Annotated in this window: 21 protein-coding genes and 1 pseudogene; 15 read left to right on the forward strand and 7 right to left on the reverse strand. The window is 63.1% G+C overall.

Annotated features, from left to right (window positions below):
• Positions 1–87 precede the first annotated feature (87 nt).
• On the reverse strand, positions 88–2,190 hold the full coding sequence (locus tag NCR37_RS25080; RefSeq protein WP_250475507.1) for an FUSC family protein: 2,103 nt from the start codon (positions 2,188–2,190) through the stop codon (positions 88–90).
• A 157-nt stretch (positions 2,191–2,347) separates the two neighbouring features.
• Between NCR37_RS25080 and NCR37_RS25085 the strand changes: the two genes are divergently transcribed.
• Entirely contained in the window at positions 2,348–3,343 is a 996-nt protein-coding gene (locus tag NCR37_RS25085) for a LysR family transcriptional regulator (RefSeq protein ID WP_250475508.1), read from the forward strand.
• Here the strand turns inward: NCR37_RS25085 and NCR37_RS25090 are convergent.
• On the reverse strand, positions 3,340–4,323 hold the full coding sequence (locus NCR37_RS25090) for a helix-turn-helix domain-containing protein (protein WP_250475509.1): 984 nt from the start codon (positions 4,321–4,323) through the stop codon (positions 3,340–3,342). The two genes, NCR37_RS25085 and NCR37_RS25090, sit on opposite strands and share 4 nt — an antisense overlap.
• 93 nt (positions 4,324–4,416) lie before the next feature.
• Between NCR37_RS25090 and NCR37_RS25095 the strand changes: the two genes are divergently transcribed.
• The 3 genes from NCR37_RS25095 (at position 4,417) to NCR37_RS25105 (ending at position 8,041) form a co-directional block, all read left to right on the forward strand.
• Entirely contained in the window at positions 4,417–5,661 is a 1,245-nt protein-coding gene (locus NCR37_RS25095) for a DUF1479 domain-containing protein (RefSeq protein WP_250475510.1), read from the forward strand.
• Between the two features lie 80 nt (positions 5,662–5,741).
• On the forward strand, positions 5,742–6,989 hold the full coding sequence (locus NCR37_RS25100) for an ABC transporter substrate-binding protein (protein ID WP_250475511.1): 1,248 nt from the start codon (positions 5,742–5,744) through the stop codon (positions 6,987–6,989).
• 35 nt (positions 6,990–7,024) lie between these two features.
• Complete coding sequence (locus NCR37_RS25105; protein ID WP_250475512.1) at positions 7,025–8,041, forward strand: aldo/keto reductase; 1,017 nt, start codon at positions 7,025–7,027, stop codon at positions 8,039–8,041.
• Positions 8,042–8,136: 95 nt separating this feature from the next.
• Here NCR37_RS25105 and NCR37_RS25110 read toward each other — a convergent pair whose 3' ends face one another.
• The 3 genes from NCR37_RS25110 to NCR37_RS25120 form a co-directional block, all read right to left on the reverse strand.
• Positions 8,137–9,057, reverse strand: a complete 921-nt coding sequence (locus NCR37_RS25110) for an NAD(P)/FAD-dependent oxidoreductase (RefSeq protein WP_250475513.1) — start codon at positions 9,055–9,057, stop codon at positions 8,137–8,139.
• Positions 9,058–9,516: 459 nt separating this feature from the next.
• Entirely contained in the window at positions 9,517–10,869 is a 1,353-nt protein-coding gene (locus NCR37_RS25115) for an MFS transporter (RefSeq protein ID WP_250475514.1), read from the reverse strand.
• Positions 10,870–11,186: 317 nt separating this feature from the next.
• Positions 11,187–12,065: a LysR substrate-binding domain-containing protein gene (locus NCR37_RS25120; protein WP_250475515.1), complete on the reverse strand. Its 879-nt coding sequence runs from the start codon at positions 12,063–12,065 to the stop codon at positions 11,187–11,189.
• Between the two features lie 130 nt (positions 12,066–12,195).
• Here NCR37_RS25120 and NCR37_RS25125 point away from each other — a divergent pair, with 130 nt between their 5' ends.
• Both NCR37_RS25125 and NCR37_RS25130 read left to right on the forward strand, forming a co-directional pair.
• Positions 12,196–13,185, forward strand: a complete 990-nt coding sequence (locus tag NCR37_RS25125; RefSeq protein ID WP_250475516.1) for a zinc-dependent alcohol dehydrogenase family protein — start codon at positions 12,196–12,198, stop codon at positions 13,183–13,185.
• A gap of 15 nt (positions 13,186–13,200) precedes the next feature.
• Positions 13,201–13,497, forward strand: coding sequence for a putative quinol monooxygenase (locus NCR37_RS25130; protein ID WP_250475517.1), 297 nt, complete (start codon positions 13,201–13,203; stop codon positions 13,495–13,497).
• 173 nt (positions 13,498–13,670) lie between these two features.
• Here NCR37_RS25130 and NCR37_RS25135 read toward each other — a convergent pair.
• Positions 13,671–14,039: pseudogene (locus NCR37_RS25135) on the reverse strand (antibiotic biosynthesis monooxygenase family protein).
• A gap of 215 nt (positions 14,040–14,254) precedes the next feature.
• On the opposite strand from NCR37_RS25135, the gene NCR37_RS25140 reads away from it, so the two are divergent.
• From NCR37_RS25140 to NCR37_RS25175, 8 genes are all read left to right on the forward strand, one after another.
• Positions 14,255–15,739 (forward strand): sensor histidine kinase, encoded by a 1,485-nt coding sequence (locus tag NCR37_RS25140; protein WP_250475518.1) that lies wholly within the window; start codon positions 14,255–14,257, stop codon positions 15,737–15,739.
• Positions 15,724–17,100 (forward strand): sigma-54-dependent transcriptional regulator, encoded by a 1,377-nt coding sequence (locus NCR37_RS25145; protein ID WP_250475519.1) that lies wholly within the window; start codon positions 15,724–15,726, stop codon positions 17,098–17,100. Before NCR37_RS25140 ends, NCR37_RS25145 begins: the two co-directional genes overlap by 16 nt.
• A gap of 142 nt (positions 17,101–17,242) precedes the next feature.
• Positions 17,243–18,025 carry a hypothetical protein gene (locus NCR37_RS25150; RefSeq protein WP_250475520.1) on the forward strand — a complete coding sequence of 261 codons (783 nt, stop codon included), beginning with the start codon at positions 17,243–17,245 and terminating at the stop codon, positions 18,023–18,025.
• A gap of 50 nt (positions 18,026–18,075) precedes the next feature.
• On the forward strand, positions 18,076–18,627 hold the full coding sequence (locus NCR37_RS25155; RefSeq protein ID WP_250475521.1) for a hypothetical protein: 552 nt from the start codon (positions 18,076–18,078) through the stop codon (positions 18,625–18,627).
• Positions 18,628–18,659: 32 nt separating this feature from the next.
• Positions 18,660–19,775 (forward strand): metallophosphoesterase family protein, encoded by a 1,116-nt coding sequence (locus NCR37_RS25160; protein ID WP_250475522.1) that lies wholly within the window; start codon positions 18,660–18,662, stop codon positions 19,773–19,775.
• Positions 19,776–19,778: 3 nt separating this feature from the next.
• Positions 19,779–21,017 (forward strand): MFS transporter, encoded by a 1,239-nt coding sequence (locus NCR37_RS25165; protein ID WP_250475523.1) that lies wholly within the window; start codon positions 19,779–19,781, stop codon positions 21,015–21,017.
• Positions 21,014–22,267, forward strand: a complete 1,254-nt coding sequence (locus tag NCR37_RS25170; protein WP_250475524.1) for an arsenic transporter — start codon at positions 21,014–21,016, stop codon at positions 22,265–22,267. The genes NCR37_RS25165 and NCR37_RS25170 overlap by 4 nt, the downstream gene beginning before the upstream one ends.
• A gap of 22 nt (positions 22,268–22,289) precedes the next feature.
• Positions 22,290–22,736, forward strand: a complete 447-nt coding sequence (locus NCR37_RS25175; RefSeq protein ID WP_250475525.1) for a DMT family transporter — start codon at positions 22,290–22,292, stop codon at positions 22,734–22,736.
• A gap of 156 nt (positions 22,737–22,892) precedes the next feature.
• Here NCR37_RS25175 and NCR37_RS25180 read toward each other — a convergent pair whose 3' ends face one another.
• Positions 22,893–24,797, reverse strand: a complete 1,905-nt coding sequence (locus NCR37_RS25180) for a hybrid sensor histidine kinase/response regulator (protein WP_250475526.1) — start codon at positions 24,795–24,797, stop codon at positions 22,893–22,895.
• Between the two features lie 486 nt (positions 24,798–25,283).
• Here NCR37_RS25180 and NCR37_RS25185 point away from each other — a divergent pair, with 486 nt between their 5' ends.
• Complete coding sequence (locus NCR37_RS25185; RefSeq protein ID WP_250475527.1) at positions 25,284–25,895, forward strand: dioxygenase family protein; 612 nt, start codon at positions 25,284–25,286, stop codon at positions 25,893–25,895.
• The last annotated feature ends 15 nt before the right edge of the window (positions 25,896–25,910 follow it).

A 25,910-nucleotide genomic window follows, 5' to 3' on the forward strand; every position in this document is an offset into this window, starting at 1 on the left:
CGGCAATGGAGACACTATAGGCAGCCAGCCTCAGGCGATAAATCGTCAAGCACGGAAGGCACATTTCCATGCAGAAGAAAGATCGGTTCAGCGAGAAGCACCAAAAGGCGCATCCGAATCGATCAGCGCGCCGCGTATGCAATGCAGGCAGGCCAGAATCCGGCGCAGGTCGCGAATGCATTCGCCGCCACTTACGCTCGACGCTTTCGCGCATTCAACGAGGGCTTCCGCAGCGAGGATCGATCGCACGACCGAGTTGATCGCGCGCCGAAGCGACGCACTAGAGGGCATGCGAAAGAGCATGGCGACGTCACGAAGCATGAGCGCCACGGATGATGCCCATGTGAGACGAATCGGCGGTGGAATCGCATCGACGTCGAGCGCTGCTTTTAGCGTGCGCAGATCGATCATCGCCTGTCCTACTTCGAGCGTGACGAGCATCCACGCCAGTGCGCGACGATATTCTCGCGAAGACTGAGCGGAAAGCGCTAACAGTTGGGACATCAGATCATGCGTGCCTGAATGAAAGCGTTCGCTCAGGGAAGCCAGAGGGCCTTCGCAGGCGAGCGCGGCTTGAGCACGCAATGCGGCGAGTGTCTTGCCAACGAGCCACGGCGTATGAGGCGGCACGAGAATGGCGCATGTCGCCGACGTGACGAGCATCGAGACAAGAATGGCGATGCCGTTGTTCAACAGCGTAGCCGGGTCATAGACGATGACGTTATCGGGCGCTGCCAGCAGGCAGAAGAACACGCAGAACCCCACGCCGTAGCCCGCTGTCGGCCGGCGCATCGCCATGAAGGTACCCAAGGCAAGCGGTGCCGAAAGCAACGCGCAAAGCAGCGGAAAGCCATCTATCGCGGGATAGACCCGGCACAAGAAGAAATAGCCGATGAGCATGGCTACAGCGGTTCCCACAGCCATCTCTGCGACAAACCGCGCCGGCCGCGCCGATGCCGATGACAGCCCGCAAGCCAGCGTCGCGCCAATCAGCGCCAACCCGCCGCTCGGCCATGCAGTGGCGATCCAGAAGGCCGCGACCGCCGCCATCACCATCGCCGTGCGGGCAAATGTCGTGGCGACCACGAAGCCGTCCGTCTTCGCTACGTAGTGCGCGGGCGGCGCGTCATCGCGGTGACCTGCGGACAGTGCTGCGCGCAATTGCGCTATGCGGTCCATGTCGCTGATCAAACGGTCGAATAGCTCCGCGCATGTGACGATGTCTATGTGCGATGCATCGGGCAGGCGCGCCGATAGCGACATCTTGAAGCGCATCAGAGCGTGCCGGTCGCAATCGGTCGAATTGAGCAGATCTGCAAACTCACTCAGGCATGCCGCGAGCGCGGGGCACGCCATATCGGCGCGCAGCCGCTTGACTGACTGGTCGAGCGCATGAAGACGCGCGCAGGCATTCATGAACGCGTTATTCAATTGCGAGAGCAGCATGCGCTGAGGACGCAACGCGGGATTTTCATACGCGGCGAGACGCCGGGTTGCTTCGAAGCCGACGATATCCGCGACAAGCCCGGCGTAATGGCGCTCGCGCGCGCTTCGCCTGAGGCGGCCGCGCAGTATCTCCGCGGCAAGCGCCCTGAACGCGGCCTCGCGTTGGGCGAGCGTCGCGGTGAGCTTGGCGCTTGCATGGCGCGGTAGGAGCAACGCGCTGACAACGCCCGAGCACACGATGCCGAGCATGACTTCCGCGCCTCGCGTGAGCGTCGCGAGCAGAAGCTGGCCGGGCGCCGTGACGAGCGGCACGCCGATCAGCGCAGCCGTATAGCCCGCCAGCGCCCAGCCGTACCAGCGATACTGCCGATATCGCACCGCCAGCGCCGTGCAGGTCGCCACCCATATCGTCAAACCGATGGCATATAGCTCCGCTTGCTGCACGCATATCGCGCCAAGCACGAGCGCCGCGACCATGCCGAGCATCGTACCCGCGAAGCGATAGACGCTCTTGGCGAGCACCATGCCCGAGAATGGCTGCATCAGGACGAACGTCGTCGTCATCGCAATGCGTGGTTGCGGCAACTCGAGACGCATGGCAAGGCCCATTGCGAGAAACGCCGCAATGAGTGTCTTGGACAGATGCAGCCATAGCGCGCCGTCCGTTGCCAGCCAGTCGCGCAAGCCGTCGAAGAACTTTCGCGCGAAGGGGGCGCGCTCGCCCGGCCGATCCATGAACGACATGCTGTTGCCCGCTGCCTTCTTCGTGAAGGCAGCGATTCTAGACAGCGCTCGTCAGCCGATTAATGAGGGAATCAGGGAACATTCTTTCCAGAAACAATAACAATAGGTCTAACTATTCAGCGGACAATAGTGACCTTCTGGCAACTGTGACGTTTTGATGGACACCCTACAGAACATGCGGGTATTTGCTCGCGTGATCCAGACCGGCAGCTTCACCGCCGCTGCGCAGTCGATGAACTCGACGACTGGCGCCATGTCGCGCGCCGTATCGGAACTCGAAGCGCACTTGCGCACCCGCTTGATGAATCGCTCGACGCGGCGTCTTGCGCTGACATCGGCAGGCGAGCGTTATCTGAAGCGCGTCGTGCAGATTCTCGCGGACATCGACGGAGCGGAGGAGGAAGCGAGCTGCGCGCACGAGCACCCGTCGGGCACGCTACGCATGTTCAGCTTCGCGAGCGTAGGGCAGCACTACATTCTTCCCGCCATCGCGCAATACCGCGCGCTGTATCCGGACGTGAAGGTCGAATTGACGCTGTCGCAGCGCATGCCCGATCTCTTCGAAGGCAGCAGCGATGTCGCGGTCGTCTCGGCAGCCGCGCTGTCCGATTCGGAAGTGATTTCACATCGGCTCGGCAGCACGTTCAGCATTCTGTGCGCGTCGCCCGAGTACATTCGCGCACGCGGCGTACCGATGCAGCCTGCCGACCTCGCGGACCACGATTGCCTCACCTTGCAGACGCCGGCATTTCCCGCGCGCGAATGGACGCTCGAAGGTCCGCAAGACCGCGAGACCTTGCAGATCAGCGGGCCGGTGCAGGTGAATATCGCGGAGTCGCTTGTGGTGGCGATTCGCGAGGGCATGGGCATCGGCATGCTGCCGCTCTATGCCGCAATCGACGGCTTGCGCAACGGTTCGCTCGTGCGCGTGCTGCCGCAGCATACGCTTCAGCCCACGAATCTCTATGCGCTCTATGCGTCGCGCAAATTCATCGATGCAAAGACGCGTACCTGGGTCGACTTCCTGCGTGCGCATCTTCCCGGCGTGATCGCCCGCGACGAAGCCGCGCTTGCCGAGATCACGCAACGCGACGCGTCAGGCGGCGTCGCGTTGCCGGTGACTCAAGAGCACGCCGCGCAGGTGAGACACTAGGCCCTTCGGTCGCGCTCGCTTCGCCGCTTTCTCTCGCCGGATGGTTTGCGCTCGCGTTCGAGCGAAGGCGAGCGCTCGGTCAGCAAGGCCGCATCGTCGTGACCAGCAGGCGCCGCCGCCGCGAACTGCCGCCGGTATTCGGCCGGTGTCGTGTGCCTCGCGGCCTTGAACTGGCGATTGAAATTGGCGACGTTCGCGAAGCCCGAGCGGGCAGCGATCACGGCCACGGGAAGCGAGGTATCAGCGAGCATGCGGCAGGCGTGCCCGATCCGAACACGGGCGATATACCGTCCGACGCTCTCGCCAATATGCTGGACGAAGTATCGCGTGAGCGTGCGCTCCGACAAACTCGCCGCTGCGCACAGTTCCGACAGCCGCAGCGGTTCCGCAAAACGCGCATCGATCATCGAAAGCACGCGGTTGATTCGCTCCGGTTCATGGCCGGACGGCCCTGTCGTCGCCTGATCGAAGGCGCTCGGTGAAGCGAGCGGCCGGCCGGGCGCGTCGGCGAGCGTGCAGAGAATGTCGAGCGCCGCGCTCAGTCGTTCGCGCGCCACGTTCGAAAGCAACGCGTCCAGACGGCCGCGCATCCATTCACCGGCGGGCGCCTCGAACGCCAGCCCGCACGCGGCTCTGCGCAAGAGCCTGCGCAGCGGTTCATATTCGCGGCAGCAATCCGCCATGCGCCGCGCCCAGTCGCCGTCGAACCAGATAACGATGGCCACTTGCGGCGAAGACGGCTCGATAGAGCGGTTGGAGGCCCACGTATGCGGCAGATCGGGCGGGACGAGCACGAGATCTTCCGCGCCGTAGTCGTTGACCGAGTCCCCAATGTAGCGCTTGCCGTGACTGTTCATCGTCAGGGTCAACTCGTACTCGGGATGGTGATGCCACTCGAACGGGATACGCGGAAGCCGCCGATGGTAAACCCGGACCGAACAATCTTCGCCGAACTCGACATGCTCGTATGCAGGTTTCATGGCCGAAAGCGCAAATGAATCGACTGGATAGTATCACCCGGTTGCGAGTACGCGTCATATGCTATCGCCACGATGAACCACAAGGGGACAAGCATGGCGCTCATAATCGACGACGTGCCGGCGGCAATCCGGCAGGCTAAGAAGGAGCTTCGCGCGGCGTTGCCGAACTACCGGGAGGTCTTCGCCGAAGTCGAAGAATCGATCTGTGAAGCGGCAAAGCGAATCGCAGCGCAGCGGGATCGCGGAGAGAACGTCATTCCGGAGATTCAGTTCTCCAACATCACCGAAAAGCGCGTGACGGCCGACCAGATCGCGCTCGTCAAATCGCGCGGCGCATGCGTGATACGTAATGTGTTCCCGCGCGCGCAGGTGCAGCAATGGGATGACGATATCGCGCAATACGTCGAGCGGAATGATCTGGACAAGCGCCTCGAAAACCGGGCCGAGGACAAGTACTTCGGTCAGCTGGCTTCGAGCAAGCCGCAGATCTACGGCGTGTACTGGTCGAAGCCGCAAGTGCTGGCCCGTCAGTCCGAATCGCTGACCGCGGCGCGCGTCTTCCTCAACAAACTCTGGCGCAATGAAAGCGACGGACGCGTTCACTTCGATCCGGAACATGTGCCCGTCTACGCCGACCGTCTGCGCCGGCGGCCGCCGGGTTCGGCATCGCTCGGCTTGTCGGCGCACTGCGACGGCGGGTCGGTTGAACGCTGGATCGAGAGCAATTTTCGCAGAGTGTATCGCCACGTCTTCTCCGGAAACTGGCGCGAGTACGACGCCTTCGACGCGGCTTTCCGCACGGACGTCCAGGAGATCGCGTCGCCTGCCGTCTGCTCGATGTTCCGCACGTTCCAGGGCTGGACGGCGCTGACGCCGCAAGGCCCGGGCGACGGCACGCTGCAACTCGTGCCCATTGCCAACTCGATGGTGTACATCCTGTTGCGCGCGCTTCAGGACGATGTCGCCGACGACGACTTGTGCGGCGCAATGCCCGGTCGCGCGCTTTCGATCAAGCCGGAGTTTCATGCGCCGCTGTTCGAGGCGTTGTCGTCCATTCCGAAGATGGAGGCGGGCGACACCGTGTTCTGGCATAGCGACGTGATTCATGCCGTCGAGGACGAGCATCGGGGCGCGGGCTACAGCAATGTGATGTATATCGCCTCGGCGCCGGCGTGCGCCAAAAACGACGCGTATCTGAAGCGTCAGTTGCCGAGCTTTCTGAAAGGCGAAAGTCCGCCTGACTTCCCGACCGACCATTTCGAAGTCGACTTCATCGGCCGCGCGACGCCCGACGATTTGACTCCACTCGGCAAGGCGCAACTCGGTTTCAATCTGTAGCTGTAGTACCGGCATGCATGCGTGGTCTTTCTGATCGCGCATGCGTCGCTCGATCCATAACGATAAATTCGGAGACTGCAATGAAACAACAACTGACGTCGGTTGCGACGGCTGTCGCGCTGCTTGTCTCGGGCGCCCATGCTGCTCTCGCCGCAGAACAGGTTTCGGTGCTGCACTGGTGGACCTCGGGCGGTGAATCGAAAGCCATTCGGGTGCTCAAGGATGACATGAGCAAACAGGGCTACGAGTGGAAAGACTTTGCGATTGCAGGAGGGGCGGGCGCTGCGGCCATGACGGCGCTGAAGACGCAGGTGATCTCGGGCAATGCCCCTTCGGCGGCGCAGATAAAGGGGCCGCTGATCCAGGACTGGGCCGAGCAGGGAATGCTTGTCACGGTCGATGCGCCTGCGGCGGACTGGAAAGCGCACACGCCCGCGTTAATCGACAGCGATGTAAAGGCGGGCGGTCACTACGTGGCCGCGCCTTTCTCTGTCCACAGGATCAACTGGCTGTGGATCAACAAGGCGAACCTCGACAAGGTCGGCGGCACGCCGCCGACTACATGGCCGGAGTTTTTCGCGCTCGCCGACAAGTTCCGCGCCGCGGGTATCACGCCGGTCGCGCATGGCGGCCAGCCGTGGCAAGACATGACCATCTGGGAGACGGTCGTGCTGTCACAGGGCGCGGACTTCTATCGGAAAGCCCTTGTCGATCTCGACCAGAAGACACTGACATCGCCGCAAATGGTTCAGGTGTTCGAGACCGTTCAGAAAATCCGCTCTTACTTCGACAAGGGCTACCAGGGACGCGACTGGAACCTCGCCACCGCGATGGTCATTTCCGGCTCGGGCGGCATGCAGTTCATGGGCGACTGGGCGAAGGGCGAATTCGCCAATGCGAGCAAGAAGGCGGATGTCGATTATGTCTGCGCGGCTGCGCCTGGAACATCGAACGCCTACACGTACACGGCCGATGCCTTCGTGTTCTTTCAGCAGAACGGCAAGAAAGACGCGACACCGGGACAGATCGCGCTCGCGAAAACGATCATGTCGGTCGATTTCCAGCAGCAGTTCAGCCTCTATAAAGGCTCCATTCCTGTCAGGCTGGACGTGCCGATGGACAAGTTCGACAGCTGCGCCAAGAAGTCTCGCGCAGACGAGCAGGCGACGATCAAGACGGGCGGGTTCCTGCCGTCGCTGGCTTTCGGTGAACTTCAGTCGCCGGTCACGGCTGGCGCAATTTCCGATGTGGTGACGAACTTCATGAACTCGAACGAGGATGCGAAAGAGGGCGTGCGCAAGCTCGCGGCTGCTGCGAAGGTCAAGTAAGCGACGCGCAATCTCACTTACAAGAGGAGACAGACTTGAATCCAGTCGCCAAAAGAAAATGGCCGCGTTCAGGCCTCGAAACAACGGTGATGGGCTTCGGCGCCGCGCCGATCGGCAACATCTTCAGCCCGATCAGCGAAGAGGATTCGGCGGCTTTGATAAAGGCGGCATGGGACGCGGGCGTACGCTACTTCGACACTGCGCCGATGTACGGACATGGCCTGAGCGAAGCGCGCTGCGGGCAGGCGCTGCGCTGGTATCCGCGTGACCAGTTCGTGCTGTCGACTAAGGTCGGGCGCCTGCTCAAGCCGGGCAAGCGCGCCGACATTCAATTCGCACCGTGGGTGGACGGCCTGCCGTTCGAAATGGCTTTCGACTACAGCTACGACGGCACGATGCGTTCTATCGAAGACAGTCTGCAACGTCTAGCGCTCGAGCACATCGATATTGCGCTGATTCACGACATCGATGTGTTTACGCACGGAGAGCGCCAGCCGGAGATGTTCGAAGCGGCGATGGCGGGCGCATCGAAAGCATTGCTCAAGCTGCGCGACGAAGGCGTCGTGAAGGCGGTCGGGCTAGGCGTCAACGAATGGCAGGTTGCTCACGAAGCGATCCGCCGGAACGATTTCGACTGCCTGCTGCTGGCTGGCCGTTACACGCTGCTCGAGCAGGACGCGCTGGACGGATTTCTCCCGCTATGCGAAGCGAGACAGGTGTCGGTGGTTCTCGGCGGAGGGTTCAATAGCGGCATTCTCGCCACCGGCGCGATACCGGGCGCCAAATACAACTACGCCCCTGCGCCCGAAGCCATTCTTGAGCGCGTACGCCAGATGGAACAGGTATGCCGGGACTTTTCCGTGCCGCTCAAGGCCGCTGCACTGCAATTCGTTCTTGGCCATCCTGCGATACCGACCAGCATCCCGGGAGTGCGTACTGTCGCGCAACTCGAAGACAACCTGCGGACGTTCCGCACCGAGATACCCGCGGAATTCTGGGCGGAGCTTAAACGTCGCAAGTTGATTCGACACGACGCGCCGACGCCGGGATAGCAGCGGACGTCGGGGCGCGCGCTGCCGGTTCATTCTCAACGTTGCACCGATAAGCAGGCTAGCTGAGCGCATGCGTCAGACAGCATGCGCTCACGCTATAGCGGATTAGCCGGCAGACTTCGATGAATAGCCATCGAAGCTATTGCAGCTTCACCGACTGCGACGCAGATCTGATTGAGTGAATTCACTGCGTCACCCGCAGCGTAGAGCCCGTCTGAACTCGTTCGCTGATGCTTGTCGGTCACGATCATTCCGTCGCTGTCTCGCTCTACATCCAGGCCGCTCAACAGGTCGTTTTGAGTGAGGCAGCCGAGCACCGGATAGATGGCATCGAATGCATGAAGGTGCCCGTTCTCGCAGGCGACGTTTAGCGGCGCCTCGGTGCTATTTGGTAGATCGAGCGCCCCGGTCGCGATCAGATCGATGGCATGCTCCGCCGCGAGGGCACGCTCGTCTTGTGTCAGTGCATCGAGATCGGAAGCGATGACTGCTACCTGCTGACAGAACGTGCGAAAGAACACGGCATGCGATAGGGCACGTGACGCCGGACCTAGCATTGCGATTCGCTTGCCTTGGGCTTCGAATCCGTCGCATATCGCGCAGAAACGGAGCAATCCGCGCTGCGTCAGCCGCACGGCCTCGTCGACTGGCGGAAGCTTGTCGCGGATTCCACACGCAAGCAGTGCACGATGTGCGATCAGGCTGCGGGACGAAGAATCGCTATTGCTGCCGTATTCGACGAGGAACCTGCCGTCTGCCTCACTGATCGCCGTGACGCGTCCTTCGATGACTGGCACGCCGTAACACTCGATTTGACGACGCATCTTGGCGAGCAGCTCGTTCCCATTGATGCCGTTCTCGAAGCCAGCGAGGTTGCGCACGATGGGAATGAGAGACGCTCTGCTGTGACCGTCGTCGATCACGATTGTCGAGCGCCTGAATCGCGCGAGATAGAGGGCAGCGGTGAGGCCAGCGGGCCCGCCACCGACAATAATGCAATCGATCGGATCGTTCATCGATGTCTTCGTTTTCGGTCGATAGACCTGCGTTTTGCGTACGTGAGTGCGCACGCCGTTCCCGGACATGCCGCTTGCGTTTCAGACTGCTTGAGCAATAGCGATTCCCAGGATCAGGCACGACGGCTCCACCCGAGATCGAGCGCCGAGTCGGCGACGTCTCGATAGAGAATGAAACGGTCGGTGACTTCTCTAGCCGGGGAAACGGTAGGCGGCGACCTGGAAAGAATGACCGGCTAACGGGAATCGACGTCTTGGTCTTGCTACTTCTGCAGCAAAGGGCGCAGCGGAGACGGAGCACCTCGCGCATTCCGGGGCCGTGCGGCAGATGTCATTCGAGACGACGCCTGTAAATCTGCCCCGAACGTTCTATGAGGCAACACGCTGGCCGTGTTAGAAGCAGGGAGAAACGACAATGCCCACTCGAGAGTGGGCATTGTGCTTTTGAGGAGCGAAGCTTTAACGTTCTGCTCGCTCTACGTTGAGCATGTTCTTGGGAATCGCCAGAATCAGCACGCAACTGACGAGTAAGCAGGCCCCAAGCGCATACGTTCCGTTATTGATGTTCCCGGTCAAATCCTTGGCGACGCTCGTAATCATCGAGCCTGTAAAGCCCGACAGGTTGCCGACAGAGTTGATGAGCGCAATGCCTGCCGCTGCTGCCGTGCCGGACAGAATCTGTCCGGGAAAGGTCCAGTAAATGGGCATGAGGCCGAGGATCGCGCAAGTCGCAACGGTCAACAGAAAGATAGACAGCGGCACATTGTTCGCGAAGTGAGCGCTCAGAATGAGGCCCAATCCACCGATGCACGCCGGAATCGCTGCGTGCAGACGCCGCTCCCCAGTCTTGCGTGAATGTGCCCCGTTCCAGATCATCGCGAAAACGGCGCACATATACGGAATGGCCGTCAGTAATCCGATGTTGAACGTGCTCTTCACTCCCGAGGCTTTGATAATCGACGGCAGCCAGAATGCCAAACCATAAAAGCCAGTGTTGAACGTCAGGAGGATGAACGTCAGCAGCCAGACGCGCGGACTTTTGAGCGCCGCAGCCACGCTATGCGTCTTCTTGGCGCTCTCCTGCTGGAGATTCTTTTGCAGCAATGCCTTTTCCGCGTCCGTCAACCATTGGGCGGACTGAATGCCGTCGCCCATGCGCAATAGCACGACGAACGCAACCAGTATCGACGGAATGCCTTCCAGCAACAGCATCCATTGCCAGCCACCCATGCCGAAGAGCCCGTGCGTATGCTCCATGAGCCAGCCCGACACCACGCCGCCGAGCGTAAGGCTTACCGGAATTGCGATCAGGAACCCGGACATGGCGACGCTTTGACGCCGAGCGGGGAACCAGTAGTTCATGTACAGGATGATGCCCGGGAAGAATCCCGCTTCGCACACGCCGAGGAGGAAACGAAGGGTGTAGAACATCGTTCCTGTTCCGACATGGAAGAAACTGGCCAGCGGCGAAATGAAGGCAAGCGCCGAAGACACGATGCCCCACGTCACCATGATCCGGGCAATCCAGAAGCGTGCTCCGTACTTGTGGAGCAGAAGGTTGCTCGGCATCTCGAAGAGGAAATATCCCCAGAAGAAGATGCTTGCGCCGACTGCGTAGACGCTGTCGCTGAGTCCGAGTGCATCCAGCATCTGCAACTTCGCGAAGCCGACGTTGACTCGGTCCAGATACGCGACCACGTAGCAAAGTAGTAGCAAGGGCAAAATGCGCTTCAGGACCTTCCGGTACAACTGGTCTTCGGCCTCGTCCCCGACGGCTGCCGTGGAGGCGGCAGCCTGAGTGATTGTTGGCATCGTGTTTGTCTCCGTACTATGTGTAGTCAGCTAAGTGTGGTTTGCGCCCGAGCGATGGCGTTACCGGCGTTGTCGAGCAGGTCGTCCGCCGCTCCGGTGCGCATGTGCATCGTCGAACCGCGCATCGCTAGTTACCGGTAACATCTCGGGCTCGCGGGGCTGGATCGAATAATATGTTATCGGTAACAAAGGTAACACGATCGCATCTTGTGCCGCAAGCTGCGGGAAGTGCCGAGCCGCGACAGAGAGGTCCGCTCGACCAAGCGCAATGTGGGTCGTCCGAAGCCTGACAACGGCCAGGCGATCACCCCCTTGGGCTATGTCTTCCGCAGAACCGGCTCGGATCGCAAGCTGTCTTCGATGAACTGGATCAGCGCGCGCAATGCGCGGCCATTGTTCGCTGCCTCGCCGTAGACGGCGATCTCGCATGCGGGCAGCGGCGGCAAGTGCGGGCTCAGGTCACGCAAGCCCGGGTTCCGTGCGAGCGATGACTGACCCAGTATGGCAAGGCCCGACCCTGCGGCGATGGCCGCCTCGACTCCGAGCAGACTGGTGCACGCGTACACGACGTCGGCGGGACGTCCGACGGACGCGAGGGCATCGATGGCCATGCGTCGATAGGCACACTGAGGAGGCAGCGCCACCAGCGGCACGGGCCCGCTGTCGCCGAGCTCGAAGTCATCGGCTGCGACCCATCTCAGTGGCTCGGTCCACACCACGCGCCCCCCGCGTTCGTCCCCCTCGCGGTTAGCGACGACAACCTCGAGCGCCCCCGATCGCATTTGCTCCAGCAGATCGGCCGACAGTCCCACTTGCACCTCGAGTCGGACTTTGGGATGCGCTTGCCGGAAGCGCGTCAGCACGCGCGGCAGATGATCCGGCACGAACAGTTCGCCGATGCCGAGCCGTATCGTCCCGGTCGCCTCGGAGGCCCGCAAGTGCGCGAGCGCGGCGTCGCTGTCACGGACGAGGCGCCGAGCGTAGCCCAGCAGCAGTTCGCCAGCGGGCGTGAGTGTCGTGCGGTGAGCGTTGCGCTCGAACAGCTGCTTGTCTAGCGCTTCCTCCAGCTTCCGAATCTTGAGGCTGATGGCCGATTGCGTCCGTCCAACACTCGCGGCCGCTGCCGTGAAGCTCCCGCCGTCTGCGATAGCCAGGAATGTCCGGAGACTGTCGAGATCGAGCCGAGGCGTCGTCATTGCAATGCGCGCTGAAAAGAAAAAGGCCGGATCTTAGCATTAGCGGCACTCATGCACGGGATTGGAATTAGTCGTTTTGCAAATGCTGCCGCGGGCGCTATCGTCCTTCTTCCGGTTAAGAAGGTCATCTATGAAAGCTTTTGTATTGAACAATTTCGGCGTCGAAGGGCAAGTCCTTGATACGCTCGCGGTCCCCGAACCCAACGCGGGCGAACTGCTCGTCGCCGTGCACGCGTCAGGTGTCAACCCGGCCGATCTCAAGATCAAGGCGGGCGAACTCGGCCCGGCCGCGCCCGCGCTCCCGGCGATCCTGGGCATGGACTTCGCCGGGATCGTCGCGGAGGTCGGGGCAGGCGTCGAGGATTTCGACGTGGGTGACGCGGTGTACGGCTGTGCTGGCGGCGTCAAAGGCAGAGCGGGATCGCTCGCCGAATACATGGTGGTCGACGCGCGCCTCGTCGCCCCGAAACCGGCCCGCCTCTCGATGCGTGAAGCCGCTGCGCTCCCGCTCGTCGCAATCACGGCCTGGGAAGGTCTCGTGGATCGCGCGAAGGTCAGCCTCAATGAGAAGGTCCTCGTCCATGCGGCGGCAGGCGGTGTCGGCCATATCGCCATTCAGCTCGCGAAGATCTTCGGCGCGCAGGTGTTCGCGACGGCATCAACGCCCGAAAAGCTCGCGCTGGCCGAGCGCCTCGGCGCCGTGGCGATTCCCTATCGCGACATGCCAACCGAGGACTATGTTGCCCGATACACGGATGGCCGAGGCTTCGACATCGTGTACGACACGGTGGGCGGGCCGACGCTCGAAAAGTCCGCCATGGCGACCCGCCTGTACGGGAGGCTCGTAACTTGCGCCGCGTGGGGGCAGCACAATCTCGCGCCGGTGCTCGGGCGCAGTCTGGACCTCATCGGCATTTTCATGTTGTTGCCGATGTTGACGGGCCAGCGGCTCGAGGACCACGGCGTCATCTTGCGCAAGATTGCCGCGCTGGTGGATGAAGGCAAGCTGTCACCGGTCGTTGATCCCGTCCGCTTCCAGCTTGCGGACACCGCAGCCGCTCACGCACGCCTGGACAAGGGCGAAGCGGTGGGCAAAGTCGTTATCGAAATCGTCAATTGAAGAGGAGCAGGTCTCATGTCCGAAGAAGTCACTGTCGTTGCAACGGTTCAGGCGCGAGCCGGGATGGAAGCAGAAGTAGAAGGCATCATCAGAACTTGCGTTTCCGCCACGCGTCACGAATCCGGCTGCCGGCTCTACACCGCGCATACCGATCCAGAGCATGCTGGGCGGTTCGTGTTCATCGAAAGATGGGAGAGCCGCGAAGCGCTCGCCCAACACGAGCAGGAACCGCATTTTCTCGCCATGGCCGAGGCGTTCAAGACGCGCCTTGAAGGGCCGATCGAAGTGCAACTGCTTCGCGAGCTGGTGTGATTCGCTGAATGGCAGTGTGGCGCGTTGAATCGCTGGTGGCCCTTTGTATGGGCCGCCGCATGGTTTTGGAACGCGTCCGCGAGAGGGGCGGTGAGCACCGGCGTGCCGGTGTCTGAGGGCGAAGTGTCGGTGCGGATCTCGATCACGTCGAGATTGAGCAAAGCCGGTCGATCCTATCCGACGCAGATGCCCGGCACCGCGACCTTCTGAAAGAGATGCGGTGAAGTCATCGCCGACGAGGGTTAAGCGGCGAGGCTCGCCCTGAAATCCGGATGACCGAATGCCGCGCGAAAGTGCGCATTCGATTCCCAGACAGCATAGTTCAAATACGTGGGACTGGCTCCGACTGCCCGGTGCAGTTGCGTCGAAATGAAGCCCGGCTGCTGCTTCATGAATGCCGCGTCGTCCTGCCAGACTTTCAGAAAAGCCTGCTCGTCGGCCGGGTCCAGCGTGAAGACATTCACCAGAACCACAGGGGCAGCGTCGATGGCAAGTTGACGCTCGATCGGGAAAGAAGGGTCAAGCGGTTTCAATTGCAGCATGGTCGGCTCCGTTGGTCGAAAAGACAATGACAGCGATGATCGAGTCGATGGCCTGTTCTCGCCGATCGGATGGTCACTCACGTCCGAAGGGCGCGACGTCGCCGCTCCGACAGGGGGTTCGGTCCCGCGTGCCCCCAACCCGGCGTCGATAAGCGCTGCGCTTGGCAAAGGACTTGCTTCACAGGCCGCCACCCCCGTTCGCCGATGATCCTGTCATGCCGAGACCGTCGTTTTCCACGCAGCTTCTCACGCTCTGGACGTTGATCGCCGTGCTGTGCGGTCTGCTGAGCGTCGCGGTATGGCTCATGTTGTCATCGGCGCTGGGCGAGCGTGTCGTGACCGCCAAGCAGCAAGCGGAGGCGGCCTGCACGGCAGTGGCGTCGCGTTATGACCTGTCGATGCAGCGTTCCGGCGAGACGAATCTCGACCTGATGCACGCAGTGCTGGATCTCGTGCTCGTCCAGACCGATGGCATCGAAGGCGGCTTCTGGACCAGCCAGCCGCCGTCGAACGCGTCCAACGGCTTCATCGCATACGCATTTCCTACCTATGGCGGCAGCGGCGTCAAGCGCGACATTCCCGAAGCCGAGACGCCGCTCATTCTTCGTACGCTCAAGAGCGCATCGAGCGCCGGAGCGTTGCACGCGGAGACCGTGTCGAGCGGAACGGACGCGGTGCTCGCGGTGGCCTGTCCCGTGCCGCGGCACGCGGCGCTGTTCGCATGGACGCTCACGCGCGCGCGCCCTCCGCTCGGACCGTACGGCGAGCGCGCCACCGCTATTCTGGCGAGCGTGCTCGCCGTCATCGTCGTGCTCGCGTTGTTTCTCGCATTGACGCTGAAGCGCTGGCGACAGAACCTCACGCTGCTGGAACAGGCGCTTGCGCCCGGCGGCGAATTCGAGCGCGGCAAACGGCTCGACCGCATCGGCGAGCGCGATCTGGATCAGATCGTCGATGCGCTCAACCGTTACGCCGAGCGCGCCGAGCGGCTCAAGCACGACGCCGACGCGCTGAACCGGAAGCTCGCACAGGCGGAACGGTTCAGCATGCTGGGAAAGATGGCCGCGCAAATCGCGCATGAGATCCGCAACCCTGCAGGCGCGATGCGTCTCAAAGCGGAGAACGCGCTGGCCGGCGACGGCGCGCGCCGCGAAGCCGCGTTGAGGACGATCATCCAGCAAGTGGGACGCATCGAGTCGCAGGTGACGAGCCTGCTCGCGCTGACGCAATCGGTGACGGTGCATGCGCGCGAAGTCGATCTGCGCGCCTGGCTCGACGATATCGTTCATACGCATGAATCGCGCGCCGAAAGCAGGATGGTCGCGCTGAGTGTGGAAGTCGCAGCGAGCAAGACGCAGCCTGTTTTCGATCCGGCGCAGCTCGCCCGCGCGCTCGACAATCTCCTTGTGAATGCGCTCAGGCACGCGCCGTCAGGCGGCAGCGTGACGGTTCGCGCATACGGCGTCGAAGCAGAAGCGGGCGAAAGGCTCAGGCTGGAAGTCATCGATAATGGAGCCGGCGTGGCGCTGGCCGAGCGGGAGCGGATTTTCGAGCCGTTCGTGACCGGCCGGCCCGAAGGGTCGGGTCTCGGTCTCGCTGTCGTGCGTGAGATAGCGTCGGCGCATGGCGGCCGCGCTTACCTTGCCGACGATTCCAACGTGACGCGCTTTGTGATCGACTTGCCATGGCGACCATCCTGATCATCGACGACGACGACGCGTTTCGCGAAGGCCTCGCGGAAACCGTGCAAGACCTCGGCCACTCGACGGCCGAGGCCCGTTCCGGCGAAGAAGCGCTGGAGCTGTTGCGCGGGCGCACGGCGCCTGCCTGCATCTTCCTCGACTTCCGCTTGCCCGGCGCGGACGGCGTGGCCGTGCTGGAGACGCTGCGCGCGACGCCAGGCTTGCAGACCGTGCCGGTGGTGATGCTCACCGCGCACGCGACGAGCGACAACACCATCAGCGCCATGCGCCTCGGCGCGTTCGAGCATCTCGCCAAGCCGGTCGGACGCGAAGAGATCGCCGCGCTGCTCGATCGCGTCCTGTCGGCGCAGATGGACACGCCCGCCACGCGCGCGTTCGCGGACGAAGTCACGTCCGACGAGCCGCAATTGCTCGGCGTGAGCGAGGCCATGCGTGAGGTGCAGAAGCGCCTCGGCCGCGCCGCCGGCACGAACTCGACCGTGCTGATCACCGGCGAAACAGGTACCGGAAAGGAAATCGCCGCTCGCGTGCTGCATCGCGCGTCGGCTCGCGCGAGCGGTCCGTTCGTCGCCGTGAACTGCGCGGCCATTCCCGAAGATCTGCTCGAAAGCGAACTGTTCGGACACGGGAAGGGCGCTTTCACGGGGGCGCAGCGTGACAGGCGCGGGCGAGTCGAGGAGGCGCATGGCGGCACGCTCTTTCTCGACGAAGTCGGCGACATGCCGCTGCCCATGCAGGCCAAGCTGTTGCGCGTGCTGCAGGAAAGGCAGGTCACGCCGCTCGGCACGAACCGGGTCGTCACGGTCGATGTACGCGTGGTCGCCGCCACGCATCGCGACCTCGCTTCGATGGTCGAGGCAGGCACGTTCCGGCAGGACTTGCTGTTTCGTCTGAACGTGATCCCGTTGCACATGCCGCCGCTGCGCGAGCGCGTGGCCGATATTCTGCCGCTGGCCGAACACTTCCTCGCGGCGGCATCGACCGATGTCGCGCGCAAGCATCTGTCGGCCGACGCTCAACGCATGCTCGCCACGTTCGCCTGGCCGGGCAACGTGCGAGAGCTTGCCAATGCGATAGAGCGGGCGAGCGCGCTTGGCGCCGGACAGGTTCTCACGCGCGACGATTTCGCGTTCCTGACCGCGGCGCGAACTAACGCAGACGACGCGATTCCGCAGGCTTTGCTCGAGCTTCCGCTGCCGCAAGCGGTCGCGCAGCTGGAGCGTGCGCTGATCGTCCACGCGCTGTCGGCGTCGGGCGGCAATCGCGCCGAGGCGGCAAGGCGGCTCGGCATCAGCCGGCAGTCGCTCTATACGCGCATGTCGGCGCTCGGCATGTCCGAGGCTTCGGCAGGCGTCTGAAGACGTCAACAAAGCGGACACCCGCTGTCGGGTTCCTTGACACATCGAGCGGCTTGTCGCGCGTGGCGCATTGATTTATCGGCGTTTCTCGAATGGCATGGCCCTTGCAGTTCACTCCTCATCAAGATTCAAGGAGTGAATCATGCAATCGACTCGATACCCCAGCCCGAGAAGCGCCGTGCTTGCGGTCCTCTTCGCGGCGAGCGCAGGCTGCGCGGCGCAAGTGCCAGCGCCTGCCTCGGCAACGCCGGCACCGCGGCCGGTATCGTCCGACGCTCCGGCGCCTGCCGTCGCGGGCGCGCCGATGCCTCCGCCTGCGCCGCCACGTCCGGGCGCAGCGCCGGGCCCATTTGCCGACGCCGTTTCGACGGCGACCACGCAAGGCACCGTCGCGCGCTTCCTGACCAATCCGGACGGCGATGTGGACGGCTTCATGACCGAAGACGGGACGCTCGTGCGCTTTCCTCCGCATATGAGCACGCAACTGACTTCGGCCGTTCGCCGAGGCGATCCCGTACAGGTGACTGGCCGGCGCGACGAAGACGGCAGCTTCGCGGCGCAACGCATCGTCGATACACAGAGCGGCCGGCAAGTGATCGACGAGCCGCCGATGCGCGGCACGCCGGCGTGGCCCCGCGAAGCACGCGCGGAAGGACTCTCGCGCCTGAGCGCGCAAGGACAGGTAGCGCGCGTCACGAGTGCGCCTCGCGGCGAACCCGATGGCGTGATCCTGTCCGACGGCACGGTCATCAAACTCACGCCACCCGTGGCTCAACGGTTCGCGGCGCTGGTTCGCGCCGGCGCGACGGTATCGGCGCAAGGCTACGGCACGCGCAATCAATACGGCACCGCGCTACAGGCGACGGCATTCGGCACGCCGGGCAATCTGACGCCGCTCTACGACCGCTCGTCGCCCATGCCTTGACGCGGGCTGTCGCAAGCGTCTATCACTCATACTCATTAAGGACAACGAACATGCACTGGATCGACCCTGCAAGCCTTCCCGAAACACGCGGCCAAGTCACGCACTTTCTATTCAATGCTCACGGTGAAATAGACGGCCTCGTTATCGGCTCACGTCAGGTTCACTTTCCTCCGCATTTGTCGAAGCAACTCGCGCGGCATGTCGCGCTGGGCGATGAAGTGCGCGTGCGCGGCGTCAAGCCTCGCCATGCAGACATGATCGCCGCCGTTTCGCTGACCACCCGCCGAGGCGTGGTCATTCTCGACGACGGTCCGCATGCGGGCGGCGAGAAGCATCACAAGCCGCACGTCGAACGCAAACCGATGGAAGCCTTCGGCGAAGTGGTGCTGTCCCTCTTCGGTCCGAAAGGCGAATTACGCGGGGCCTTGCTGGACGACGGCACGTCGCTGCGCATGCCGCCTCATGCCGCGGCCGAGCTGGCGGCTTACCTGAGTCCGGGCGCGCACGTTCACGCCTGGGGACACGGCGTCAAAAACCGGCGCGGCCGCACGATCGAAGTCGATGAAATTGCCGAACTCATCGACGCGCCCGAAGCGGCCTGACGAGGTTTCCATTCGTTCAAGGAGCATGTGTCATGTTGAGCTGGGTGCACTTCGGGGACCTTCATGCCTCGGGCGACGACCAGTACGAGAGTCTCGATCATCTGAAGTCGATGATCCGCCTGGTCAATCGCCACTTGTCCGACCGGTTGGACTTCGCGTTTCTTCCGGGCGACAACGCGAACAACGGCACGCCCGAACAGTACCGCAAGATAGCCGATGAAGTGGCCCGCTTGAAGCTGCCGCTTCATGCGATACCGGGCGATCACGACTTCGAGCCCGGCCATCTCGACGCCTTCAACGCCTTTGCGAACGCCGCGTTGCCGATGTCGCGCATCGTGAATGGCCACCGGTGCATCTTTCTGGACGTCGTATCCGCCGGACGGGGCGGGCCGGACTTCAGGCTGTCGGGTCCTGATTTCGAGTGGATGGAGCAAGAACTCGCGTCTTCCGCGCGCGACCCGGATCCGCCCGTCGTCTTCATGCACGCCTATCCCGGCGATATCGCCGATGGACACGCATTGGCTTCGGCGTTCGCGCGCGCGAACGTCGCGATGGTCGACACCGGGCATACGCACTACAACGAGTTGCTCAACGACGGTTGGGTCGTCTACGCAGCGACCCGTTCGACCGGACAGATCGAAGAAGACGATGGTCGCCCGGGATTTTCCGTCGCGGCGGTGGATAGCGGTGTCGTGAGCTGGAAGTTCCAGCCGCTCGATGCCTCGTGGCCCTTCGTCATGATCACGCGTCCGTCCGACCGGAGACTGCATCGCAGCCGCTCCGCGCCGAGAAAAGTGGACGCGACGCGCGTGCGCGTGCTGGTTTCCAATGACGATGTCGTGTCCGTCACCGGCCATCTCGACGGCATGCCGATCCCGTTCTCTCGCAGCGCGGACGAGACCGGCATCTGGCAAGCGGTTCTTCCGGCTGCCGTAACAGGTTACCGGGCGCGCTTGACGGTGACTGCCCGCACCGCTGACGGGCGAAGCGGCGAGGACTCGATCACCTTGCAACCGGCAGGGCATGCGCAGAAGCATCTCAAGCACCACGCTGCGCTCGGCACGGATGCGCACGCCGTGGAACCCTGGCCCGAGCACGGCATCCTCGGCTCGCAGCTCGGCCCCAACAAGAACGGTCGTCATTGGTGAACCATGAATCCTCAGTACGCGCTCGAAGGACTGAATTTCTTCATGGCCGATGTGCAGGCGGGCATCGGGCCGTTTCTTGGCGTCTTTCTTCAGGCGCAGGGCTGGCATCCCGAAGCGATCGGCACGGTCATGACGCTCGGCGGCATCGCGGGGATGCTCGCGACCTCGCCAGCCGGCGCTCTCGTCGATGCCACGCATCACAAGCGCGGCATCATCGTGATCGCCGGGGTGATGACCACGCTCGCGTCCCTCGTGCTGTGGTTCTCGCATGGTTACTGGATCGTGGCGGCTTCGCAGATTTGCACGGCCGTGACGGGGGCCGCGCTCGGTCCGGCCGTGGCCGGCGTGACCTTGGGAATCGTGCGCGAGAAGGGTTTCGACCGGCAGTTCGGCCGCAATCAGGTGGCCAATCATGCGGGCAACGTGGTGGGCGCCGCGCTCTCGGGCTGGCTCGGATGGCGATACGGCTTCGGCGCGGTGTTCGTGCTCGCCGGCGTGTTCGGCATCCTGACGGTGATAGCGACGCTGCTCATCCGGCGCGACGCGATCGATCACGACAGTGCGCGCGGTCTCGGAGGCACGGCATCGAACGAGCATGAACATGAACATGCAAGCGGCTTTCGCGTCTTGTTGACCTGCCGGCCCTTGCTGCTGCTCGCGGCGGCGCTCGCCATGTTCCATCTGGGCAATGCGGCGATGCTGCCGCTCTACGGCCTCGCGGTCGTCGCGGCGCATCAGGGTGATCCGAGCGCGTTCACGGCCCAGACCATCGTCGTCGCTCAACTCGTGATGGTTGCCGCGGCGTATTTCGCCAACCGCCTGATCCAGCGAATCGGCTACTGGGGCGTGATGCTCATCACGTTTCTCGCGCTGCCAGTGCGCGGAGTGGTCGCCGCGATGTTCATTACCGCGTGGGGCGTCTGGCCGGTGCAGGCGCTCGACGGCATCGGCGCGGGGCTGCAAAGCGTCGCGGTGCCTGCGCTGGTCGTGCGGCTCTTGCAGGGCACGGGACGGGTGAATGTCGGGCAGGGCGTGGTCATGACGGTGCAAGGTCTCGGTGCCGCGCTGAGTCCCGCGCTCGGCGGCGTGCTCGCGCAACACTTCGGCTACGCGAGCGCCTTTCTCGTGCTGGGCGCCGTATCGACGGGATCGCTCGCGCTGTGGCTCCTCTTCGGCAAAACGCTCAAGCAAGCGTGCGGCCTTCGCCGCGACGTCACTCACGAATCTCGTCTCGCCATATGAATCCGACCTTTCTCTCATGGGGCATTGCGTTCGCCGCCACTGCCGGCGTGATCTTGCGGCCATTTCGCTGGCCCGAAGCGATATGGGCGGTGGCGGGCGCCGTCATGCTCGTCGCGCTCGGGCTGCTTCCTGCGCAGCTCGCGTGGCAGGCGGTCGGCAAGGGCACGGACGTTTATCTGTTTCTCATCGGCATGATGCTGCTTTCGGAACTCGGCCGTCGCGAAGGCCTTTTCGACTGGGTCGCGGTCCATGCCGTGAACTATGCCCACGGATCGCCTCGGAAGCTCTTTCTGCTGGTCTATCTCGTCGGTGTCGTGGTGACGACGTTCCTGTCGAACGACGCAGCCGCTGTCGTGCTCACGCCCGCCGTGTTCGCCGCCGCGAGGAAAGCGCGAACGAAGCCGCTCCCGATGCTCTACGTGTGCGCGTTCATCGCCAACGCAGCGAGCTTCGTCCTGCCGATCTCGAACCCGGCCAACCTCGTGCTCTATGCGAACCACACGCCGGCGCTCGGTCTTTGGGTCGCGCGCTTCGCTTGGCCCTCGGCGATGTCGATCGTCGCCACTTTTTTCATGTTGCGCTGGACGCAGCGTAAGGCGCTAGACGGAGAATGCGCGCGCGACCTCCCTGTCGAAAGACTCAGCGCGAACGGCAAGGTCACGCTGGCGAGCATCGGCGTGACGGCGGTCGCGCTGCTCATCGTCTCGGCGTTCGATCTGCAACTCGGTTTGCCGACGGCGATTCTCGGCATCCTGACGGCGCTGGTCGTGTTGATCAAAGAGCGCGAGTCACCGGTCAAGCTCGTCAGCGACATCTCGTGGAGCGTGTTGCCGCTCGTCGCGGGCCTTTTCGTGCTGGTCGAAGTGCTCGATCACACAGGCGTCATACGTGAGGTCTCGGCGCTGCTGAGACAGTCGACGCAGCACGATCAGCCTATGACGGCGGCGGTATCGGGACTCGTCATCGCCTTCGGCAGCAACGCGATCAACAATCTGCCCGCCGGACTCATCGCGAGCGCAACGGCCTTGCAGGCGCACAGTCCCGAGCGCGTCATCGATGCCCTGCTGATCGGCGTGGACCTCGGCCCGAATCTTTCGATCACCGGCTCGCTGGCGACGATTCTCTGGCTGTCGTCGATTCGGCGAGAAGGCGAGGAAGTGAGCTTCATGCAGTTCCTGAAGGTCGGCATCGTCGTCATGCCTCCCGCGCTTCTTCTGGCGCTCGGCTGCCGGCTGCTGACCGGGCATTGATCTTCACAGACGGAGGACGAGAATGAGCAACGCGTGGATCTATCCCTTCATCATCGTGGGCGGCATGCTTCAGGCTGCGGGCGCACCGGTCAACGGCGAGCTCAAGGCCGCGCTCGTCAATCCGTGGCTTGCGTCGAGCGTGTCGTTCCTGCTTGTCACGTTCCTCGCGATCGCCTTGTTCTGCATACAGCCGACGCCCTTGCCGACACTCGACGCTTTGCGCGGCATGAAGTGGTGGGCGCCGCTCGGGGGCATCGTAGGCGCCGTCGCGGTGTTTGCCGGTCTGACGCTCGTGCAGAAAGTGGGAGTCGGCACGCTCAATGGCTTGACCATCTGCGCGAATCTGGTCGCATCGGTGGCGATCGACCACTTCGGATGGATCGGCGTGGCCGAGCATCCGCTGAGCTGGCTGCGTGCGCTCGGCACCGTGTTGATGGTCGCGGGCGTCGCGCTCGTCATGCGATTTTGAGGTTCCTCTATTGAATGGCCGCTTCCCGGATAACGCCAACGCGCGCGCTCGTTATATTGGCGAGACGTGCGGCGCATGGCGTTCATGAAGCGCTTGAGATACGACCGCCTGCCGCTTGTTCAGCGGGACAGGCGGCGCGCACCTCGTCTCGTTTCACTAGGTGGCGAGGACGGCGCTCTCGATCGCGCGGTTGAGTTGACCTACATCGACTGGTTTCGTGAAGTGGAAGTCGAAGCCGGCGTCCGCCGTGCTTGCCCGGTCTTGCGGCTGACCCCATCCGGTGATGGCAATGAGCGTCACGTCGTTCGTAGAAGGTGTTGCCCGTATATGGCGAGCCACGTCGATTCCGCTGATCCCCGGCAAGCCGAGATCGAGCAGAATCAGCTTCGGACTGTAGTGGCCGAGAAGCGCGACGGCTTCCTCACCGGAATAGGCGGTCCGTACTTCGTGCCCCTCCATTTCCAGGAACGCCGTCATTGCGTCGGCTGCGTCGACATTGTCATCGACGACCAGGATGCGATGCGTCGGAACCGACGAACGATCGGCAGCCGGGACGCGCGGCGAAGCCGGCGGTGACAACACGCGCGACGCGGCTGGAAGATGAATGGAGAAGCGGCTTCCGCGATCCTTTCCACCGCTCGACGCGGTCAGTCGGCCTCCATGCAACTCGATCAGCGATTTCGACAGCGCCAGTCCGATACCAAGACCACCCTGGCGGTGCTGATCGCGATTCACCTGCGAGAACATAGCGAAGATGGCGGACAACTTGTCGGGCTCGATACCGATACCGTTATCCTCGACCGACAGGACGATCTCAGCGTCATTTGCCGTCGCCGTGAGTACGACGCGCCCGCCCGGCGGCGTGTATTTCGCAGCGTTTGTCAGCAGGTTGGCGAGCACCTGCGCGAGTCGAAGGCGATCTGCCTTGATATGCAATGGCCTGGCGGGAGGCTTTATGACAAGCTCGTGCCCTTTGCCTGCGAGAATCGGCCGCGCGACCTCGAGCGCCTCCTCGACCACCTCCCGCAGCGCGACCGTTTCTCTGCGCAGTTCCAGCGCCCCGCGCGTGATGCGCGACACGTCCAGCAGGTCATCGAGGAGAAGCGCCATGGCGGCCGACTGGCGGCGCAGCACGTCGATACACCAGCTTCTTCGTTCTTCGCTCAGGCTCGGCTGTTCGAGTATCTCGGCAACCTGCCTGATCGGCGCCAGCGGATTGCGCAACTCATGCGCGAGCGTGGCAAGAAACTCGTCTTTACGGCGGTCGGCCTCCGAAAGCGCCCGTTCGGCGCGCACGCGCGGCGTGACGTCGACAAACCAGGCGACGACGGAACCTTCCAGCGACGCCGCGACTACATGAAACCACTGTTCGCCGCTTTCACCTTGGACGCGTACGTCGAAAGCCTCGCGTCCCGGGCGCTCGGCAAGCGGCGCGAGTCGCTCGAGCAGAACGTCTGCGTCCCAGCCAGCGGGACGCACAAACGAAGTCGAGCTGCCGATCACGACCGCGGCGGTTTGGTTGAATAGCGCTGCCGCCGCCTCGTTGAGGTAGTCCCATCGAAGTTCGGCGATACGGCGTTCGCGCACGACGGGCGTGAGGATACAAAACGGCACGCCGGCGCTGTCCAGGGCCACGTCGAACCGGTGCCGGGCGTCGCGCTCGACTTGCAAGAGCAGATCGGCGGCATCGCGTGTCGCCGCTTCTGCTTTTCCGGCGCGCCGGGCCACTTTAGCCAATTGCTGTCCGGCCGTGACCAGAAATGCGCCGACCACCGAGTACGCAAGCAGCACGATTTGATCGTCCTGCTGCGGGACCGCGAAACTGCCGAGAGGCTGCATCCAGAGCGCGCCGAACGCGATGCCGCTTACGAGAAGCAGCAGCCCCGACAACGCCCCGAACAGCACCGTGATGAGCGGAAGGCTGGCGCTGATGAAGAGGAATGTCAGCCGTCCGTGGGCAACGAGTGTCAACGCTTGCTGAGCCAGCAACACGACGGCGGTGGATGCAGCACCGAACAACAAGCGCTGCTTCAGGGGGTGTTGTGCGATGCGAACGATCATCGCTTCGACTCCGGTTGTTTCAAGGTGTCTCGTTTCATTCTGGGTGTCGCCGTCTATCTCTCGGTATCCTCAGCGATGCCAAACGCTACGCTCGGACTTCGCCGACCTGCAACCGATCAGTCATCCTCGCGACAAACAAAAAAAAGCGCCGACTCCGTTTCCGGAGCAGCGCGGAAAGTTCGTCAAAATCCGAGGGCCGTTGACGAACCTGAGAGAAACCTAATTGTAAGGACAACCCGGATTCAGGTCTAATATCGTATTCTGATGCGCTTAATCACTGATCCTTATAGGCGGGTTTTCGACGACTCGCGTTCGATCTCGGTCTTTTACCTGTTCGCTCTGCGCATCCGACAAGACGACGATTCCGGCTTACCATGACGGGTACAGGCGAGCCAGGCTGCGCCGCGCTCAGCGGCATGCTGCAAGCCGTGCGGCCGCCGTCGCGGGTGCAGTGGCGGGACGGCCGGAACGCAAGGATCACTCATCATGCAGACACGAAACGCGGGTCGAGGCCGGCGCAATTTTCTTCGCAAGTCTGCGGCATTGCCGTCGACGTTGCTGCTGCTGGCGCTCGGCGATGCCTATGGGCGGCCCGGCGAAGTGTCGGCGACGCCCGCCTGCGCAGGCGAAGACGAGCCGACGCGGCAGCAGACGGCGGGTCCGTTTTTCCTGCCGCACTCGCCGCAACGGGCATCGCTGCTCGAACCCGGCATCGATGGAACGAGGATCGTCCTTACTGGCCGGGTGTATTCGACGCAGTGCAGGGCGATTTCCAGGGCTTTGCTCGATTTCTGGCACGCCGACGACGCCGGCGAGTACGATCTCGAGGGATTCCGGCTCCGCGGCCATCAATTCGCGGACACCGACGGGCGGTACCGGCTGGACACGATCCTTCCCGGGCTTTACCCCGGACGAACCAGACACATCCATGTGACGGTGCAACCGCCCAACGGGGCCATTCTGACCACGCAACTGTACTTTCCCGGCGAGCAGCGCAACGCTCGGGATTCCCTGTTCGATCGCCGGCTATTGGTCGCGATGGACAAGGGCAGCGAGCCAAAGGCGGCCCGGTTCGATTTCGTCCTCGCGCTCAAGTAGCGCGTGGGATTCTCG

The organism is Caballeronia sp. GAFFF1 (genome assembly GCF_023630705.1).
Taxonomy (GTDB): domain Bacteria; phylum Pseudomonadota; class Gammaproteobacteria; order Burkholderiales; family Burkholderiaceae; genus Caballeronia.